The sequence below is a fragment of the Acutalibacter caecimuris genome (assembly GCF_034335085.1).
In the GTDB taxonomy this organism is placed as follows: domain Bacteria; phylum Bacillota; class Clostridia; order Oscillospirales; family Acutalibacteraceae; genus Acutalibacter; species Acutalibacter caecimuris.
In genome coordinates this window covers 1-16,760 of record NZ_JAWXXJ010000038.1, presented here as the reverse complement: position 1 = coordinate 16,760, position 16,760 = coordinate 1, and the positions used below count along the sequence as shown (strand labels likewise).

General features: G+C 47.6%; 24 protein-coding genes and 2 pseudogenes. 15 read left to right on the top strand and 11 right to left on the bottom strand.

Going from position 1 to position 16,760, the window contains the following annotated elements; translation table 11 throughout:
- Positions 1 to 108: 108 nt before the first annotated feature.
- From U8U01_RS15600 to U8U01_RS15560, 9 genes are all read left to right on the top strand, one after another.
- On the top strand, positions 109 to 1,182 hold the full coding sequence (locus U8U01_RS15600) for a reverse transcriptase domain-containing protein (RefSeq protein ID WP_322176213.1): 1,074 nt from the start codon (positions 109 to 111) through the stop codon (positions 1,180 to 1,182).
- Entirely contained in the window at positions 1,140 to 1,763 is a 624-nt protein-coding gene (locus tag U8U01_RS15595; RefSeq protein ID WP_322176212.1) for a carbohydrate-binding protein, read from the top strand. The genes U8U01_RS15600 and U8U01_RS15595 overlap by 43 nt, the downstream gene beginning before the upstream one ends.
- Positions 1,753 to 2,181, top strand: a complete 429-nt coding sequence (locus U8U01_RS15590; protein ID WP_322176209.1) for an isoaspartyl peptidase — start codon at positions 1,753 to 1,755, stop codon at positions 2,179 to 2,181. The genes U8U01_RS15595 and U8U01_RS15590 overlap by 11 nt, the downstream gene beginning before the upstream one ends.
- Before the next feature lie 219 nt (positions 2,182 to 2,400).
- Entirely contained in the window at positions 2,401 to 2,829 is a 429-nt protein-coding gene (locus U8U01_RS15585; protein WP_322176207.1) for a phage holin family protein, read from the top strand.
- Complete coding sequence (locus U8U01_RS15580; RefSeq protein ID WP_322176205.1) at positions 2,822 to 3,637, top strand: GH25 family lysozyme; 816 nt, start codon at positions 2,822 to 2,824, stop codon at positions 3,635 to 3,637. Before U8U01_RS15585 ends, U8U01_RS15580 begins: the two co-directional genes overlap by 8 nt.
- Before the next feature lie 211 nt (positions 3,638 to 3,848).
- Complete coding sequence (locus U8U01_RS15575; protein WP_322176203.1) at positions 3,849 to 4,010, top strand: DUF6440 family protein; 162 nt, start codon at positions 3,849 to 3,851, stop codon at positions 4,008 to 4,010.
- Between the two features lie 57 nt (positions 4,011 to 4,067).
- Positions 4,068 to 4,259 carry a hypothetical protein gene (locus tag U8U01_RS15570; RefSeq protein WP_322176216.1) on the top strand — a complete coding sequence of 64 codons (192 nt, stop codon included), beginning with the start codon at positions 4,068 to 4,070 and terminating at the stop codon, positions 4,257 to 4,259.
- Positions 4,187 to 5,179, top strand: coding sequence for a DNA topoisomerase (locus U8U01_RS15565; protein ID WP_367575633.1), 993 nt, complete (start codon positions 4,187 to 4,189; stop codon positions 5,177 to 5,179). Before U8U01_RS15570 ends, U8U01_RS15565 begins: the two co-directional genes overlap by 73 nt.
- Positions 5,176 to 5,769, top strand: coding sequence for a DUF4316 domain-containing protein (locus U8U01_RS15560; protein ID WP_437124404.1), 594 nt, complete (start codon positions 5,176 to 5,178; stop codon positions 5,767 to 5,769). The genes U8U01_RS15565 and U8U01_RS15560 overlap by 4 nt, the downstream gene beginning before the upstream one ends.
- Before the next feature lie 51 nt (positions 5,770 to 5,820).
- Here U8U01_RS15560 and U8U01_RS17510 read toward each other — a convergent pair whose 3' ends face one another.
- The 6 genes from U8U01_RS17510 to U8U01_RS15525 all read right to left on the bottom strand — a co-directional run bounded on the left by U8U01_RS17510 (position 5,821) and on the right by U8U01_RS15525 (position 10,120).
- On the bottom strand, positions 5,821 to 6,294 hold the full coding sequence (locus U8U01_RS17510; protein WP_367575632.1) for a DUF5720 family protein: 474 nt from the start codon (positions 6,292 to 6,294) through the stop codon (positions 5,821 to 5,823).
- Between the two features lie 495 nt (positions 6,295 to 6,789).
- Positions 6,790 to 7,479, bottom strand: coding sequence for an MAE_28990/MAE_18760 family HEPN-like nuclease (locus tag U8U01_RS15545; protein WP_322176201.1), 690 nt, complete (start codon positions 7,477 to 7,479; stop codon positions 6,790 to 6,792).
- A complete protein-coding gene (locus tag U8U01_RS15540) occupies positions 7,463 to 8,521 on the bottom strand; it encodes a GmrSD restriction endonuclease domain-containing protein (RefSeq protein WP_322176199.1) in 1,059 nt (352 codons plus the stop codon). The genes U8U01_RS15545 and U8U01_RS15540 overlap by 17 nt, the downstream gene beginning before the upstream one ends.
- Positions 8,508 to 9,572 (bottom strand): DNA cytosine methyltransferase, encoded by a 1,065-nt coding sequence (locus tag U8U01_RS15535; RefSeq protein WP_322176197.1) that lies wholly within the window; start codon positions 9,570 to 9,572, stop codon positions 8,508 to 8,510. The genes U8U01_RS15540 and U8U01_RS15535 overlap by 14 nt, the downstream gene beginning before the upstream one ends.
- Positions 9,572 to 9,817, bottom strand: a complete 246-nt coding sequence (locus U8U01_RS15530) for a helix-turn-helix domain-containing protein (protein ID WP_322176193.1) — start codon at positions 9,815 to 9,817, stop codon at positions 9,572 to 9,574. The genes U8U01_RS15535 and U8U01_RS15530 overlap by 1 nt, the downstream gene beginning before the upstream one ends.
- 24 nt (positions 9,818 to 9,841) lie before the next feature.
- Entirely contained in the window at positions 9,842 to 10,120 is a 279-nt protein-coding gene (locus U8U01_RS15525; RefSeq protein WP_322176190.1) for a hypothetical protein, read from the bottom strand.
- 56 nt (positions 10,121 to 10,176) lie between these two features.
- On the opposite strand from U8U01_RS15525, the pseudogene U8U01_RS15520 reads away from it, so the two are divergent.
- A pseudogene (locus U8U01_RS15520) lies at positions 10,177 to 10,350 on the top strand (tyrosine-type recombinase/integrase); the annotation flags it as partial.
- Between the two features lie 262 nt (positions 10,351 to 10,612).
- On the opposite strand, the pseudogene U8U01_RS15515 reads toward U8U01_RS15520, so the two are convergent.
- The 4 genes and pseudogenes from U8U01_RS15515 to U8U01_RS15505 all read right to left on the bottom strand — a co-directional run.
- Positions 10,613 to 10,861, bottom strand: a pseudogene (locus U8U01_RS15515) (nucleotidyltransferase domain-containing protein); the annotation flags it as partial.
- Positions 10,862 to 10,889: 28 nt separating this feature from the next.
- Positions 10,890 to 11,033 carry a HEPN domain-containing protein gene (locus tag U8U01_RS17505; protein ID WP_201448100.1) on the bottom strand — a complete coding sequence of 48 codons (144 nt, stop codon included), beginning with the start codon at positions 11,031 to 11,033 and terminating at the stop codon, positions 10,890 to 10,892.
- A gap of 82 nt (positions 11,034 to 11,115) precedes the next feature.
- Positions 11,116 to 11,286 carry a HEPN domain-containing protein gene (locus U8U01_RS15510; RefSeq protein WP_322176187.1) on the bottom strand — a complete coding sequence of 57 codons (171 nt, stop codon included), beginning with the start codon at positions 11,284 to 11,286 and terminating at the stop codon, positions 11,116 to 11,118.
- Between the two features lie 125 nt (positions 11,287 to 11,411).
- Positions 11,412 to 11,753 (bottom strand): PadR family transcriptional regulator, encoded by a 342-nt coding sequence (locus U8U01_RS15505; protein WP_066541380.1) that lies wholly within the window; start codon positions 11,751 to 11,753, stop codon positions 11,412 to 11,414.
- A 172-nt stretch (positions 11,754 to 11,925) separates the two neighbouring features.
- On the opposite strand from U8U01_RS15505, the gene U8U01_RS15500 reads away from it, so the two are divergent.
- From U8U01_RS15500 to U8U01_RS15485, 4 genes are read left to right on the top strand one after another with little or no spacing between them, the layout of a single operon-like run.
- Positions 11,926 to 13,089: a hypothetical protein gene (locus tag U8U01_RS15500; RefSeq protein WP_322176184.1), complete on the top strand. Its 1,164-nt coding sequence runs from the start codon at positions 11,926 to 11,928 to the stop codon at positions 13,087 to 13,089.
- Positions 13,086 to 13,862 (top strand): hypothetical protein, encoded by a 777-nt coding sequence (locus U8U01_RS15495; RefSeq protein ID WP_322176182.1) that lies wholly within the window; start codon positions 13,086 to 13,088, stop codon positions 13,860 to 13,862. The genes U8U01_RS15500 and U8U01_RS15495 overlap by 4 nt, the downstream gene beginning before the upstream one ends.
- Positions 13,855 to 14,718 carry a hypothetical protein gene (locus tag U8U01_RS15490; protein ID WP_322176178.1) on the top strand — a complete coding sequence of 288 codons (864 nt, stop codon included), beginning with the start codon at positions 13,855 to 13,857 and terminating at the stop codon, positions 14,716 to 14,718. Before U8U01_RS15495 ends, U8U01_RS15490 begins: the two co-directional genes overlap by 8 nt.
- Before the next feature lie 10 nt (positions 14,719 to 14,728).
- Positions 14,729 to 15,385 (top strand): ABC transporter ATP-binding protein, encoded by a 657-nt coding sequence (locus U8U01_RS15485; RefSeq protein WP_322176175.1) that lies wholly within the window; start codon positions 14,729 to 14,731, stop codon positions 15,383 to 15,385.
- Between the two features lie 34 nt (positions 15,386 to 15,419).
- Here U8U01_RS15485 and U8U01_RS15480 read toward each other — a convergent pair whose 3' ends face one another.
- On the bottom strand, positions 15,420 to 16,388 hold the full coding sequence (locus U8U01_RS15480; RefSeq protein ID WP_322176172.1) for a DUF6076 domain-containing protein: 969 nt from the start codon (positions 16,386 to 16,388) through the stop codon (positions 15,420 to 15,422).
- A gap of 163 nt (positions 16,389 to 16,551) precedes the next feature.
- Here U8U01_RS15480 and U8U01_RS15475 point away from each other — a divergent pair.
- Positions 16,552 to 16,760: helix-turn-helix domain-containing protein (locus U8U01_RS15475; protein ID WP_322173121.1), on the top strand; the 209-nt coding region annotated here is incomplete at its 3' end.

The following is a 16,760-nucleotide window of genomic DNA, read 5'->3' as shown; positions in this document are numbered from 1 at the left end:
GAGCGCCGGGAGGCGCGTTACAAACGCCGCCAAGCAAAACGGGCGGCAAATAGGCAAAAGCGCTGCGAACAGCTCGGCCCGGTGGAAAAGATATTTTCCTACCGGGATATGTTCAAGTATGGGAAAAAGTGCTGTAATGGGGTTCGGTGGAAACAATCAACCCAAAATTTTGAAATGCACCTATTCTCAGGGACGGCCAAACGGCGGCGCTTGATTTTGGAAAAGAAGTGGAAGCCTGTTAAGTGTACCCATTTCACCCTATGTGAGCGCGGTAAGGTACGGCCCATAGATGCGCCCCATGTAACAGATAGGCAGATACACAAGACCCTTTGCAATGAAGTATTAGTTCCCCTCTATGGCCCAAGCATGATTCATGACAATGGGGCCAGCCAAAAGGGAAAGGGCCTGCATTGGCATTTCAAGCGGCTGAAAGGTCAACTTCATTGGCATTACCGGCACTATGGCAGACAAGGCGCTATCCTGCTAATGGATTTGAAGCAGTTCTTCCCCAGCGCCCCGCATAGGACGCTTTACCAAAGGCATGAGCAGTTAATCCTTAACCCTGATCTACGGTGGGTATCTGATACTGTGGTAGCTAATTCCCCTTGCCCTACGCCTGGGCGGGGGATGCCTTTGGGGGTTGAACCGTCCCAGCAGGAAATGGTTGCCTTGCCCAGCGCGGTTGACAACTGGATCAAATGCCAAAAAGGCGTAAAATGCGCGGGCCATTATATGGATGATTACTATGTGATTCTTCCAGCCGTGGAACAGCTAAAGAAGTTGGCCCATGAAATGGTACGCAAGTTTGCGGCTATCGGTATTCCAGTTAATCAGCGCAAGTGTAAAATAATCCCCTTGGATAAGCCTTTCAAATTCTGTAAGGCTAAGTTTCGTTTAGGCGAAACCGGGAAAATCGTTGTCAACGGTTGCCGGGATGGAGTGAAGCGGGCGCGGCGCAAGCTGAAATTTTTCAAGCGGGAAGTGGATGCAGGAAAGCGCACGATTGAGGAAGTCAAACAGTTTATGACCTGTCAAATGGCCTACTATAAGGGGTATAACGATCATGGGCGGGTTTTACGGCTTATGCGGCTTTGTTATGCCCTGTTTGGAAACATCATGAAAAAATTGGGAGGTAGCCAATGTATAAAATTACCCGAAGCGGCGGGGCCAGTGTTGGCATGACTGAGCGCCCCACATATATCACCAAAGCACCCAACGGGTGCTTTATTTTATGCCCGGAAGCGGAAGCGATAGGCATGGCCTTTGAGGGCCAGGTGTATCACCTTTTGGGGCGGGATGCCCTGGATAATGCGGAAACCGTTATGTTGGAAGAAGTGGACGGCGGCGGGGAAATCCGCAAGGCCAGCGAAACAGGCGGGCTTATGTTCGTTACACTGGCAGAAGGCGGGCAGATCGATGAAATGACCGCCGCAGAGCACACGGAACTTTTTGCCCCCTGGGCCTATCCCGTCAATTATGCGGTGGGGCAGATTCGCCAGCATGGCGGCAAACTCTATAAATGCCTGAGCGCCCACACTTCACAAGAGGATTGGGGGCCGGACGTTGCCCCCAGCTTATGGGTTGCCATATCTGATCCCGCCGAGGAATGGCCGAAATGGGGCCAGCCGGTAGGGGCTACGGATGCCTATGCCCTGGGCGCAAAGGTAGCCCATGAGGGCAAGCACTGGATTTCCACGGTGGAAAACAACGTATGGGAACCGGGCGTGTACGGTTGGGAGGAAGTGACCGGGGATGAAGTATAAAAGCTATGTAGCCCGCCGCCGCGCTAAATTTTCTAGTGTTTTTGAAGGGCCGGTCAATCTCCCCTGGGGTACTGAGGTGGAGGGCCGGGAAGTGGATGGGGAACAATACCTTTTCTACGGTGATAAGCTGCTGTGCGCGGCCTGTTCTCAGATTACGAAAGATTTCTTTGTACAAAACGATGATGGACGGGGAACAGAACGGGGTAAGCTGATAACGGCCATTGAAAAACAGCTTGCCCCGAAAAATGAGCGGGACAAAAGCCCGGAAGCCCGGTGGGCTAAGATTTGGGAAGATTCCCGGTGCAAGCCCTACAAGCGGCCAGAACATGAAGATTTTTGGCTGTGGAATGGTGATTTCTACAACGCCCCCATAGGGGACTTGGAACACATTGCCGGGTTGACCGGCGCGAAAATCTGAATTGGAGAAGCCAAAGGGGAAAGTACCCTTTGGCTTCTTTCATTCCTTGAAAGCGGGTGGTCAAATTGGATGCTTAATTCTGGTAGGGCAGTCTTGCCCCTTAAAAGGCCCTGTGCGGCCTTTGAGCCTTTATAACGTGTTCGGCTATGGGTAAGGGGCAAGAAACGCCTTACAGGCCATTTCTGGGCGAATTACGCATATAGAAAGGGGACAGAAAACATGAATAAAGCGATTTGTACCGGGATCGGAGTTGTGGGCAGTGCGATTGCCGCCCTTTTCGGCGGTTGGGATGCGGCACTCATTACCCTTATGATCTTCATGGCGGTGGATTATGTGACCGGCCTTTTGGTGGCCGGTGTATTCCACAACTCAGAGAAAACGCCTAATGGCACATTGGAAAGCCGGGCCGGTTGGAAGGGCCTTTGCCGCAAAGGGGTAACACTCTTGGTAGTGCTGGTAGCTTGCCGCCTGGATTTAGTGACCGGGACCAATTTCATCCGCGATGCGGTTGTGATTGGCTTTATCGCCAATGAAACAATATCCATTGTTGAAAATGCAGGGCTTATGGGTATTCCTATTCCGGCGGTGATCATGCAGGCTATTGACGTACTCAAACATAAAGCGGAAGGTGGTGAAGAAAATGACTAGGGGTGTAGATATTTCTGTCCATAACGGGAATGTTGATTTTAATGCCTTGAAAGCGGCGGGAATTCAGTTTGTGATTATCCGCTGTGGCTATGGCAGTGATTTCACATACCAGGATGATGAGCGCTTTGCCGAAAACGTCCGCAAAGCGGAAGTCGCCGGGATGCCTTGGGGGACTTACCTCTATTCCTATGCCCTTGACCGGGATATGGCAAAGAGTGAGGCCCAGCACGTTCTCAGGCTTTTGGGCGACAAGAAACCCGCCTATGGTGTGTGGTATGATGTGGAGGATGAACAGCAGGCCGGGGCCGATCTGGTTTCTATCTGTGAAACCTTCTGCACGGCCATTGAAAAGGCCGGGTTGTATGTGGGCGTGTATTCTGCCTTGTCTTGGTGGAATACCAAGCTGAACAATTCCCGCCTGGATCGGTGGGACAAGTGGGTTGCCCAATGGAATAGCGTGTGTGAGTATGCCAAGCCCTATGGCATATGGCAGAATACAGACCGCTTGACCATTGGCGGCAAAGCCTTTGATGGCAACTTTGCCTATAAAGATTATCCCGCTCTGACCGGCGCGGTGAAGAAGGAGGAAACGAAAGTGAGTTATGAGCAGTTCAAAGAGTACATGGCCCGGTATCAGAAAGAGCAGGGCGAAAAGCCGGTAAGCGGTTGGGCTGAAAAGGCCGTGGAACACGTCAAGGAAACTGGCGCTATGGTAGGGGATGGAAACGGTAAATTCCGGCCCCAAAGCCCCGTGACCCGGCAGGAATTGGCCCAGGTTCTTTATAACCTGGACACCCGGAAAACGTGATACTCTTTTGTTACTTTCTAGGCCGTTTTTTGGGGGCCTGAGAGGTACCTACAGGCTTAACTTTTCTAGGATTTAAGCCATTTCTAGCGGTTGCAAATCGGGCAAATTTATGGTATAATAAACTTTCAGCCGTGAAGGCCAGTGACAATCCGGTTGGACTTACAGATAATGATAGATCACCTTTTGTGGAAATGGGAAAGGGGGACTATTTATGGAGCGTTTTAAAAAGATTTATCAGCAGGGAAAGATTGATGTGGTTGAAATTTGGGTTGATACACAAACTGGTGTAAACTATGTTTTTCACAGAAATGGAAATGCGGCAGGATTTACCCCTTTGCTTGACAAAGATGGAAAGCCAGTAGTAATTCAATAGTACCTATAAGTTCCAGTTCATAGAATTGAACAAATCGGAATTCGTAGAGGTGATATTTTGAAAAAAATAATTTTATATATTCATGGAAAAGGCGGAAGCTATTTAGAAGCGGAACAGTACAAGAAAAATTGTTTTGATTTTGATATTATTGGTATAGACTACAATGATTATATCCCGTGGATTGTAGAAAGCCAAATCCAATCGGTCTACTTTCAGCCACGGCACAGGCGCACCGGTTTGAGGCGGTGACGGCGGTTCTGGACTGCCAGGGTAATTCCTTTACAGCAAAAGGGAAAACGGTATTGCAGGCCGGATGGAAGGAAGTGGAACGCCTCTACCGCATGGGATTGAAAGAATCCAAACCGGAGGATGACGAGAATACGGATGCCTCCCTTCCCATGCTGCAGGAGGGGCAGATTTTTGAAACGGTCTCTGCCAGTGTCCGGGAGGGCAAAACTTCCCCGCCAAAGCATTATACGGAGGATTCCCTTCTGGCAGCTATGGAGACCGCCGGTGCCGGGGACATGCCGGAGGATGCCGAGCGCAAGGGATTAGGCACCCCGGCCACCCGTGCGGCTACGCTGGAAAAACTGGTCTCTGCCGGATTTGTGCAGCGGAAGAAAAAGCAGCTTATTCCCACGGAAAAAGGTACGAACCTGATCCTGGTCCTGCCGGATAATATTAAATCGCCTGCGCTCACTGCGGAATGGGAATCCATGCTGAAGCAGGTGGAACGCGGCGAGCTGGCCGCAGATTCCTTTATGGAGCAGATTGCGGATATGAGCCGGACGCTGGTAAAGGAACATACCGCCCCGGAGGAACGCTTTGCCGCCCTGTTCCCGGATGCAAAAAGAAACGGGCGTGAGACTGTCGGCACCTGCCCCCGCTGCGGCGGAACCGTATATGAGGGCAAAAAAGGCTTCTTTTGTGATAACCGGGACTGTTCCTTTGCGCTGTGGAAAGACAATAAATTCTTTTCCGGAAAGAAAAAATCCATAATAAAATCCGTGGCGGCGGCCCTTCTGAAAGAGGGCCGCGTTTCCATGTCCGGGCTTTACAGCGAAAAAACGGGAAAGACCTATGACGCGGTGGTGCTGCTGGATGATACAGGCGGAAAATATGTGAATTTCAAGCTGGAATTTCCGGCTAAGAAAGGCAGGAGGAAATGAACGGGCCGCCCTCACGGGAATTAACCAGGCAGGAACGGGCAAGGGTCCGAAGGCTGGTAACAGACCTGTGCGCCAACCATGACAATCAGGATATGCAGGCGTCTTATTATGACAACCAGGACGGCTCCCTGTGCTTTGTCTGCGACCAGCCGGATATGTACTATTTCCTCTATGGGGAGGGCTGGGCGCATACCCAGGCGGAAATGCTGGAGCGCGGCCTTACCCTGGGCCAGTATGAAGAATTTGCAAGGCTCCGGGACGGCGTGCTCTCACAGTTTACGCCCCATAGGGAGATCATGTTTGCCGGACAGCCCTTCCAGGCGCCGGAGAGCTATCTGCGTAATGCGGAGCTTTACGAGGAAGGACAGACCGGCAATTACAATATGCTGGACGGACGCCTCAACAACGAACCGCCGGAGCGCCCCGACCTGACGGACGGGCAGACTTACGAGGAAATCCGGGAGCTTGCCCCGGAGACGCTGCCGGAGGAAACGCCGGAGAAACCTTCCCTGATGGAACGGCTGAAGGCGGAGCGTTCGGAGCATGAAGCAAAACAGGCAGCACCGTTGATGGCAGAGAGGGAACGCTGATGGGCGCGGTAAGGTTTGAGGGCGTGGATATACTGGACAGCCTGGGGCAGATCATGGAGCTGCACACGCAGCACTACAAGGATGATTTTGACCTGGATAAAGAACTGATCCCAAAACTGGCTCTATCGGGAGAACCGGAGGACCGGCGCCTTCTCTGGCTGTCACGGCCCTGCGGCACCTATACCCTGCGGGAATGTGCTTTACTTCCGGGTCGAAGCGTTCCAGGGCCATGATGTCATGCCCCTTCAATTTCTCCGCACCGGATTTCTGCCTGGCCTCCGCCAGTAGTTCCCCCATCGTCTTAGAGCCTGCCGGAATCTGGTAGTTTTTCCGAATATCCTGAATAAGAGCCAGGCAGTCTTTTTCCGGCATGGCATCCAGCTTTCGCACAAGCTCCGCCGCCGTTTTCCTCCTTACCGGGTCCGGTATATAGGGGAGGCACATGCGCAGCTCATATGTGACATCTGATTTCCCATAGCCTTCCGTCTGGAATATCAGGCGCTTTTCCATTTCGTTCAGTTCCATGTGAATCTCCTTTCTCCTGAAAATGAGTACAAAAAAAGGACGCCCACCTATAAAAGTGAAACGCCCACGGCAATCAGCGGCCAGGCAATACACCGGACCGCTGGCGCTATTAAATTTTGTCGTTAATGAAACAGCCTCCTTTTTTCGATATTTTTCTCGTCAGATTTCAACTTGGAAAAGGAATTGAATAAATGACGGCAAACGCTCAAACCCCTTGAAAATCAAGGCTTTTTCCGTTTGTCGTTATTATACCGTAACGGCACTCTCATGCAACTATTTTTTACTGTTTTCATCCCTTTTATCTTGTTTCTTCGCTATTTTTTCTGATATATAAACTATTTTTGTCACGTTTACGATTCATATTTCTTATGAAATAGCTACTAAAAATAGTTTTGTCGCCAACTTCACGTAAGCGGGTAGCTTTCTACTAAAATCATGTACTCATCTTGCGTAATATGAAATCTATCTAACCAAAACTGGTGAAAGTTACTTTTTCTAATTATTCACCACTTTTAAATAAGTCTTTTCATCATAATACTTTTTCATTCCTTGCAAAATACCATTTAAAAAAATCACAGTTTCGTTCTTTATTTTTTCTAAATCGTCTATTGCATAATAACGCCCACATTCCGCAAATGAAGTTGTGCCGTGCGCTAATTGATTTCTTTTATTTTTGACATCTTCCAAAGCTACTCCACCTCTACAAGCAGAATCAACAGTATATGTAATGCCGTGGTCACTACAAATTTGTCTTATTTTATCTGCATCCAAATTTCCACTAATATCTGTTGCTTTACGATCCATCTCTATTGGTTCATTCCTCATAATTGCATTTATAATTTCAACTGCTTTATCCCTATATGAATTATAATGAGCAGTTTTATCATATACTTGATTAAACTTGAAGGAAAACCAAATATCTTGTATTTCTTTTCTTACATCTTTGTAGTTATACCCACTGTTCTTTAATTCATCATATATTTCTAATATGCCACCCATTATTGAAGACTCAACCAAGTTGTATATCATTATCAAAGCATTCGCCTTTAATATCTTCAAAAAGTCAGCATTATAAAATGAATGCTCTGATTCTTGAGATTGTGTCTGATACAACTCCTTTAAAGCATTAAAGTACAGTTCTATTTCGTCAATTCTTTCTTGATATATTTCAAGCGTCATTCTCATTACAATCACCCTTTAAAAGTACATCTCTCACATATTCAATTCTTCCACTAACTCTTTTAGGAGAATTGCTTGCATGTGTTGTTGTGTGTTTCTTAAATTCTTCCGAACCCAACCATTCCATTGAATCGGGTACTAAATCCAGATTTTCTCTCAGTGCTAATGCTACACCTACTGAAATAGCCTCGAAACGTACTCTAGGTGTTGATTTTGCATTCTTTGTTTTAGCAAAACCATATGGGAAATATTTTTCAACAAAATTAAGCATATTTCTAAATTCTTTTTCATATGCATCTTTGTCAAATTCTTTTTCTTTTCCCTGTACGAAATCATTTAAGAAATCATCTACAACATGCTGAAAATTTTGATAGTTATTCAAATATGCAAAAAATCTAACTATCAATTCTGAATCTTCATATCTATTTTTCATTGTATCACTAATCGGACATAATTTATTAAACTGTACGTCCTTAGCACATTTTTCAACAAATTTCATAAATGCTCCTGCATAAGAACCTCGTCTAATTTCACTCGGAATAGCATGAGTACCACCCGTATTAATTCTATTAAAAATATCTTGTCTGGTTTCAATAGTGGTAGTATCAGCTAAAACAATTATTCTTAAAGTGCGTCCTTTAAATTTTCTTTGGAATATCTCCGGTAAATCCGTAAACTTAAATCCGTTCAATGAAGTCAGTTTTTCTAATCCATTCAACATCAAATCATTATACAAAAACTCCTCCAACGTCTGAGTCCTTTGGGCACCATCAATTATTTCACATCTACCATCTTCATTATCAGAAAAAAACATAAACGGTATAGGTAACCCTAGCAATACAGATTCAATAAATCTTACTTTTTTAGCATTATCCCATACAAATTTTCTCTGATATTCAGGAATATAAAAATCATCTGCACGAAATTTATCAACCAATACCTCTATCGGATAATCCTTTGTATCAAAACTAATTTCTTTCTGTAATTCTCTAATCTGCCCTTCAGCTAAATCCTTCATTTCAGATGTCATTTTATCATTCTTCAACATTCTTCACCTCTTTACAATTCTCCAAATGGTCTAATATGCTCCTGCCGATGGCCTCACCCAATTTTACCGGAACCGCATTTCCAATGTGAACACCGATTTGTCTATTAGTCTGTGGATGATTAACATCAATAAACTTGTAGTCGGGTGGAAAAGACTGCAAAATAGCTCCTTCTCGCATAGATAATGCCCTATTTTGCTCTGGGTGCCCAAATCTTCCATTTCCATATCCATAAAACTGGGTAGTAATCGTTGGTGAGGGTTTTCCCCATTCCATCCTACCATACACTGCACGATAGCCTTGACCTGTACTCTTTTTATGGCAAGACAACCGGAGTTTCTCATCCCAATCTTTCCAAGTCCCTCCCGGAACAGATTTCTTAATTCGCTTTTTATTAATCTTAGACAATTTACTTGCCCTATGCAAAGTATCTGTCTTACAAGATTCTCCATCTTTTATTTGTGGCAAACTTCCAATTGCATCTTTTACCGTAATATAGTTTTCTTCAGTATACAAAGGAGGTATTAATGAAATATCTCCAAATTTAGATGCTAACAGTACCAATCTGCTTCTACTTTGTGGCACGCCATAATCTGCACAATTAACAATCTGCCAACTAACATGGTATCCTTGAGCTTCAAGTCCATTTACAAAATCTTCAAAAACTTCCTTTTTTACTAGTTGTGGTACATTTTCCATTGATATTATATCCGGCTTAATCTCTTTAACCAAATCTCTAAAATAATACAACAACTTCCACTTTTCATCTTTTGGACCTTCTTTGGTATAACGCAAAGAATACGTTGAAAACGGCTGACATGGTGCACACCCCATCAAAACTTTAATACAACCTTCAGGATAATACGATTCAATTTCTTCTTTTTTTATATCTTCTACTCCCTTATTTATAAAAACCGAATCATTATTCTCCTCATATGCATACTGACATGTGGAATCAATATCTATACCTGCTGCAACTGTTATTCCAGCCTTTCTTATTCCATAGGTCAGTCCACCTATACCACAAAACAAATCGACTGCAACACAGTTCATTACTTTCCACCTGCCTTTTTTCTATCTTTTTTATCGCAATCATCAACGAAGAGAAGATATGTTTCAATTTCTAATGCTTCTGCAATTTTTTGTATGTTATCTAATGATATACTTCTCTTACCACATTCAATTGCACTAATATATGTTCTGTGCAAACCTGCCTTATCAGCAAACTGTTCTTGGGATACTCCCAATTTATTTCGATAATATTTCAAATTACTTGCAAACACTTTTACTATATTCATATTATTCACCCAGTTTATTATATCTCATTGAATACAATACGTCAACATACAATACGTCACAATAGAGGCAACATAATTGCTGACCCATTCTTTCTTGCTCATCTTCATTTTTACATTCAACTTCTGTTTCATCCAGAAATACCGCCCACCTATAAAAGTGAAACGCCCACGGCAATCAGCGGCCAGGCAATACACCGGACCGCTGGCGCTATTAAATTTTGTCGTTAATGAAACAGCCTCCTTTTTTCGATATTTTTCTCGCCATGTTTCAACTTGGAAAAGGAATTGAATAAATGACGGCAAACGCGTGGACTCCTTGAAAATAAAGGCTTTTTCCGTTTGTCGTTATTATACCGTAACGGCACACATTTTCAACATTGGCATTACAAAATGGTGTAGACATCAAAACAGTTTCCGGGATGCTGGGCCACTACTCCGCCGGATTCACTCTGGACACCTACGCCCATGTCACCACCGCCGCACAGAAAGAAGCCGCCAAGACGATGGGCAGCTTACTCTCCGGCCATATTTAGAAGTACCCGGTCGTTTCCCCGTATGGGTCAGGCAAGGGAAAACACAAAAGAAAATCCCCGGAACTCCTAGAAGTTCCGGGGATTTTTGGTTGCGGGGATAGGATTTGAACCTATGACCTTCGGGTTATGAGCTGTGGTGAGCGGATTTTTTCAGCGGTTTCCGGGCATTTCCGGCCCTTTTCGCTCGATTTTTCAGCCAAAACCCGAAGGTTAAGACCTATCCAGTCCACTGAGTTTTTTCGATTCTGGGTCAGCTTATGGGTCAGACAGCGATCCCGGTTTCACGGACAGTGTGGAGAAAGCCGCTGTCAGAATCGGCAGCAGTCAAAAGGACAGGCTCGATATCCGTATTGATTTTTCTGGAAAGCCTCCATAATAGAGCGACACTGTCCAAATAGTCGCCTGGAATATCATCAACAATAACGGCAATATCAATATCGCTGCTTTCTGTGGAAGTCCCCTTTACCTGAGAGCCATAAAGGATAATTGACCGGGTGTCCAACTCATTCCGGACAACAGCGGCATATTTTTTGCCAAGTTTAACACTTCGTTTTTATCCATGTCAATAATTTCTCCGCTTTGCGAATTAAATCTTCACAGCGTGATTCAGTTAGGGAACGCAAGAGCTTTTCTTTGTTGAGAGGGTATCTGGCTTCGATATTCAGCGGATTAAGAACGTCCAGGAGGGAAAGCTAACTTTCATTGATCTCAGCTGCAATTCCCGATAGATTGGCAAGGCGTACCAAGCTGTGAATATAAGGCAGTTCACTGTTTGGCTGTCGTTGAACGAAAACTGCTTTTAACCCCTTTATCAATGGTCTGATGGCACATGAATCCAACGTAGAGAAATCGCTTTGTTTCAAGCATAGCTTTGGCGGTCTGCAAGTCGTAATCCGCACAGTCCAGCCAGTATGCGGTTTTTGCAAATTCATCCATTGCATAATCCTCACAAAATATCAGTTTACAGTTTATAGTATACCACAAAGTATATGAAAAAGAAAGGGCAAAGTTCCTGTGCAAAATTTGCGCCGCATAACAAAGAAAAGCCCTTTCCCAACCATTCAAGGCTGCCCGAACTCCAAAAACCTTCTAACTCCTAATGTTACCCGCTCATACTCCTCTTTCAGTTTCTGCTTATACTCCCCGACGGTTTCCTCCAAATGATAATAAATCCTCGACCGTTCCCGGGCGGCTTCCGCGTCGGAATAATACATCGACACATACCCATGCTCATTCAGCCGCTTGAGCGCCAGATACAGCGTAGTGATGTTCAACTCCAAGAGCCCCTCGCTGCGCTTTCTTATTTCCTGCACCATCTCATAGCCGTACATATCCCGCTCCTCCAGAAGCCGGATGCACAATAGCTCCAGCGGTATCTTCTTGGTTATCTCCGCGCTTCTCATGGGCCGCCTCCGTTCTATCAATACGTTCATTTTAACACATTTCCACCGGCAAAGTAAATAGGGGCGGGCAAAAAATATTACTCGCCCTTATATTTTTATTCTTGACATATAATAGTGAATGAAATATAATAAAAACACAACGGTCCGGTCTGGGCCAGGATTGAGGTGCTTTATGAAACGACGCTACGGTTTTATTTTACTTGTGTTATGCACACTGCTGCTCTTTTCCGGCTGCGGTTCCGGCAAGGAAACTGTCGAGCTGCCCCAAACCCTGCAAATCATGGCGGAGCTGCCGGAGGACTACCCGCAGGAGGTGACCGCCTATAACCTTAGCTGGTACGAAACGGACGAGAATACGGCCATCGACACCTTCATGCACACAGATCCCCAGGAACGGGAGGAGCAGGCTACCGGGCCGATATTCAGGACGTATACTGAGGACTTTTCAGAGCATCTTCATATCTATGAGGGGGTCGTGCATGGAGGCATGGACTACAGCTACTACTCTCCAGGCGGCGCGGATTTCGATAGTGTGGCAGATACAAATGAAGAACGCTACACATTGATGTACTATCTGCGCCGCCAGCAGCCATGGGAGTGCATAAATGCTGACCTGACCCCAAGGGAAAGGGGCAACGGCAGCATGGGCGAGGCCGGTCAGGAAGACCTGGATTTCATGTCATACGACGATGCTTTGAGAGAGCTGGAGGACAGGCTGTCCGCCTGCTCTGTCCCCGGCCATGCGCTGATCCGGGGCGAGGCCCACACCGCCGGGCTGATGAACCAGAACCGGGACATCTACAACCGTTTCGTCAAGGACCGGGGCAGCGAGGTCATATCCAAGAACTTCACAAAGGACGACGAGTATTACTACTTTGAGTTCCGGGAGATATTGGACGATATACCATTCTGCAACGGCCAGTGGGCGGAGTCCACCTTTGGCGAGAGCGGGGGCGGCAGTCTTCCCAGCATCCACGCCATTTACAATAAAGACGGCCTCATAGAATTTCACGCCGGAAGTATGATAGAGTCCGGCGAAGCCATCTCCACCGAGCCGATTATCCCGCCGGAGCAGGCGCTAAAGGCGTACGTGGACGAGTATAGCAAGGCCATCCACTTTGAGAACAGCGAGATAATCGGCTTAGAGCTGAATTACGTGATAGCCGCCGACAGCAAGGGGCTCTACGCTCGCCCCGCCTGGGTGATCACCACCGCCATTGAGAAGAAGGCCGGACAGGGAGACAACACGGTGGATTTCGACCACACGGATTATGAAGTTACTGCCGTAAGCGCCTACAGCGGCGTAATTTTGGAAAGGGAGACGGATATGAGATGAAATTTCTGCGGGCCTTTCGTGTGCAGCTCCGGCAGGCGCTATCCTGGCCCGTGGCCCTCTGTGGACTGCTCACGGCCGTGTTGATGGAACTGAGTGTGGCGGGGCTGATAGTCGATCATATTTCTGGGAGGACTCCCTACACCAGCGTGTGGTACCTGATAAATTCTACCGGCACCAATCTGCTGACCTTATTCGTGTTGCCAACCCTGCCCTTTGCCATGAACCTTGCCCGGGACTGGGACAGCCGCGCCCTGCCCTACTGGACGGTGCGGGCAGGCATAGCCCGGTACACCGTTTCGAAACTGCTGGCAAGTTCTCTTGCAGGCTTTCTGACAGTGGCTCTGGGGCTGACGTTGTTCGTACTGGCCAACGGCACGTTTCTGCCCTGGTTTGCCTCCTGCACGAGTGTGGACTATGAGGCGTTGTTTGAATCCGGCCATATTTTCCTGGGGTGGGCCTGTTATATTCTGCATATGTCCCTGTCCGGGGCGCTGATCGGCGCGCTGGGGATGTTCATGAGTATCCTTGTGCCAAACCAGTTTGTGGCTATCTCCGCGCCCCTTGCCATACACCTGACGGTTCTGCGGGTGATGCCAACCCACTTGATTTCGCCCATATCCATCTGGCACCCGGTGAACTGGGTGGAAAGCATCCACTATACCGCCGTGCCAGGGCTGACATTACTTGGAAAGTTTTTACTTACCGCTGGATTTTGTGGGCTCATGTGTGGTTTGGGGTGTGTCTGCATGAAAAGGAGGATGGAGCATGGCTGAGATACGGAAATCCCTGCGCTGCTGCGGCATCCTCCTGCGGCGGGATCTGGGCGGCCCCAAAATGTGGCTGATTGTAGTGATGATGGTGGTGTTTAGTTTTTACAACTACGCCCCGCTCTGCACCATTGCCGACTTCTATAAAGTGCAGGTGGCCCCCTGGGCGTACCCCTTTTTCCTGTCATTTCCCACCATGCAGGTGGTGAACAACGGCCTGTGCCTGCTGTTGTTCTCCGACACAGGTGAAACGGATGGCTATGCGGAGCTGATGGTAGCCAGGAGCGGGCGCAGAGCCTATATGACCGGGCAGCTGCTGTGCGTGATTTGCATGGCGTTTTTGTATGCCGCGGCGCTCTGGGCGCTGTCCATCTTGTTCACCCTGCCGGAAATTGGCTGGGACGCGGATTGGGGCGTGTTGCTGCACACCCTGGCAGAGTCCTCCGGGCAAGTGCAGGGACAGACCGGGATGAACCTGTCCATCATTGTTTCTCCGGAGGTGTTGGCAATATTCACGCCTATAGAAGCAACTTTAATCAGCCTTGTTTGTATAGGACTTTCGGCGGCGTTTATGGGAGTGCTTATCTGCTTTTTCAGAGTGTTCGTCAGCCGCCAGGCGGGGATATTTGCGTCTGGGGTTCTGACGGCAATGGCGTTGTTCGCAAACTCCCTGGGGGTGTTTACCTTTGGGAAGTGGCTGCAATTTGTTTCGCCGCTGAGCTGGTCGGGCCTGCTGGGGATAGACTGGTACCATAGCGGTTTCGCACCTTCATTGGAGTATGTGTTTATGGTCTGGATAGGAGGAATTGTTGTGATGTCATTTGCAGCAGTCTGGAAATTCGGCAGGCGTGATTTGGAGTAGGGAGGACAAAATGGACAACATCATCGAAGTGAAGAACGTGTCGAAAAATTTTCGGGAGACAAGAGCGCTGGATAATATCAGCCTCGACTTTGAGCGCGGAAAAATCCACGGCATCATCGGCAGAAACGGTTCCGGCAAAACCGTGCTCATGAAGTGCATCTGCGGGTTTATGACTCCTACCTCCGGCGAAGTCTCGGTGAATGGGGAGAAGGTTAGGCCGTCGAAAGCCCAGGAGAATATCGGACTTATCATCGAAACACCGGGGTTCATTGGCGGTAAAAGCGGGCTAAGAAACCTACAATATCTGCTGAGGCTGCGGGGTAAATCGGACAGGAGCACCGTTGAAAACGCTATGCGTGCGGTTGGCTTGGACCCGGCAAATAAGAAGCCAGTGCGAAAGTATTCCCTTGGTATGCGCCAGCGGCTGGGGATAGCCCAGGCCATCATGGAGAACCCGGAACTGCTGATTTTGGACGAGCCCATGAACGGCTTGGATAATCAGGGGGTGGAAGATATGCGCGGGCTGTTTGCGGAACTGCGAGAGCGGGGAAAAACTATCCTGCTGGCCAGCCATAGCAATGAGGATATCCGGGCCCTTTGCGATACGGTGTGCGAGCTGGATCACGGGCGGGTGATGGCAAGGATTGGGGAGGAGATTGAGGGTTAACGCAAAGGCTGTGCCGCATAACAAAGAAAAGACTTTATGACTCAGCCAACCACTCCTTAAACTCCTCAAAGGTTATTTTACCATCAGCGCACTCGTCCCGCTTACCCTTCGCTGTGGCGCTCCAAGCATAGAACGCGCCGGGGCTAATCTTCCCCGCCTTAATCCAGTTGAATCGCTTTTTATACTCCCGGCGGTACTCCTTGAATAGTTCGTCCGAGTTTTTCTTCTCCGCCCAGCGCTTTACCGCGCCAACCTCTCTGCAAGTGTGCCCGTTCTCGTCAACGGTCAAATTGCAGAACTCTGCCGTATTGCGCCGGGGGATGGCAAAATATTTGCCACAGTACGAGCAGATACGCATACGCTGTTCTCGCTTGACACACTCCCGGAGGGAGAACTCTACCAGGTCGGAGATAGAAGTTGGGTGTAACACTTCGGCAAAAGTACCGTTGCCGGTTCGCTCATAGATGGTAGAGATTGGCCTAAACTGATAGGCATAGAGCGTTTCTCTTTTCTCTTTGTCCAGATACGCTTGCAACTTTTCATGAACAGGTCTCTTCTTGCCGTCATCGATGTCAAGTACATCTTGGAACAGGCGCATGATTTGTTTTTGGAGCGTATCGAGGTCGCTGGGGATGTGCCGCAGCTGCTTGTGGGGGAGAATCTCTTGAACATCATCAGGATGTTGCTCTGCATTGCGGAACCGCGCCTGCCAGTCAAAACGTAGAAACTCGAAATAGATGTGTTTCTTAGCAAGTTCCTCCAGAGTGCTCATCACTATTCCCCTTGAGTCTGCATCCCGTTCCCGGTAAAAATTCAGCAAGGCCTTGTCCATTTTCTTAAACAGGTTCTCCATCGGCCAGATGTCCAAATAGGTGAATCGCAAGAGGCTTTCCAGAAATGGGAAGTCTTTTTCTTTTTTGTGTGAGCGTTCGAACGTCAAATCTTTGTAGACAAAATACTCGCGGCCCTCTTCAAAGTAGGTGTAGAACAGATAGTCAGCCATCTTGGTTGCACTCCTTTTGAAAAGATAAAAATATTTTTGAAATTGTCCTTGACAAATGAGCTGCCATGTGTTACCATATGACGGCAGGTAAATCAAACTGTCTTTAAGAATTAGTCTACAGCAAGCGGACAGAAAAGTCAAGATATTTTTTAGGAGGTGCGGAGTGGTTCAATCAAAGTTCAAAAGTTATGACGAACTGCCACTGTTTCTCAATGCGAAAACAGTGGCAGAAGTCTTGGGAATTTCAGTTGCAGGGGCCTATGAGTTGCTGCATCAGGAGGACTTTCCTGTGCTGAGAATCGGTTCGCGCCTGGTGGTTCCCAAGGAGAAATTTCTCTCGTGGGTCGAGAGTCAGACAGGAGGTAATGAGAT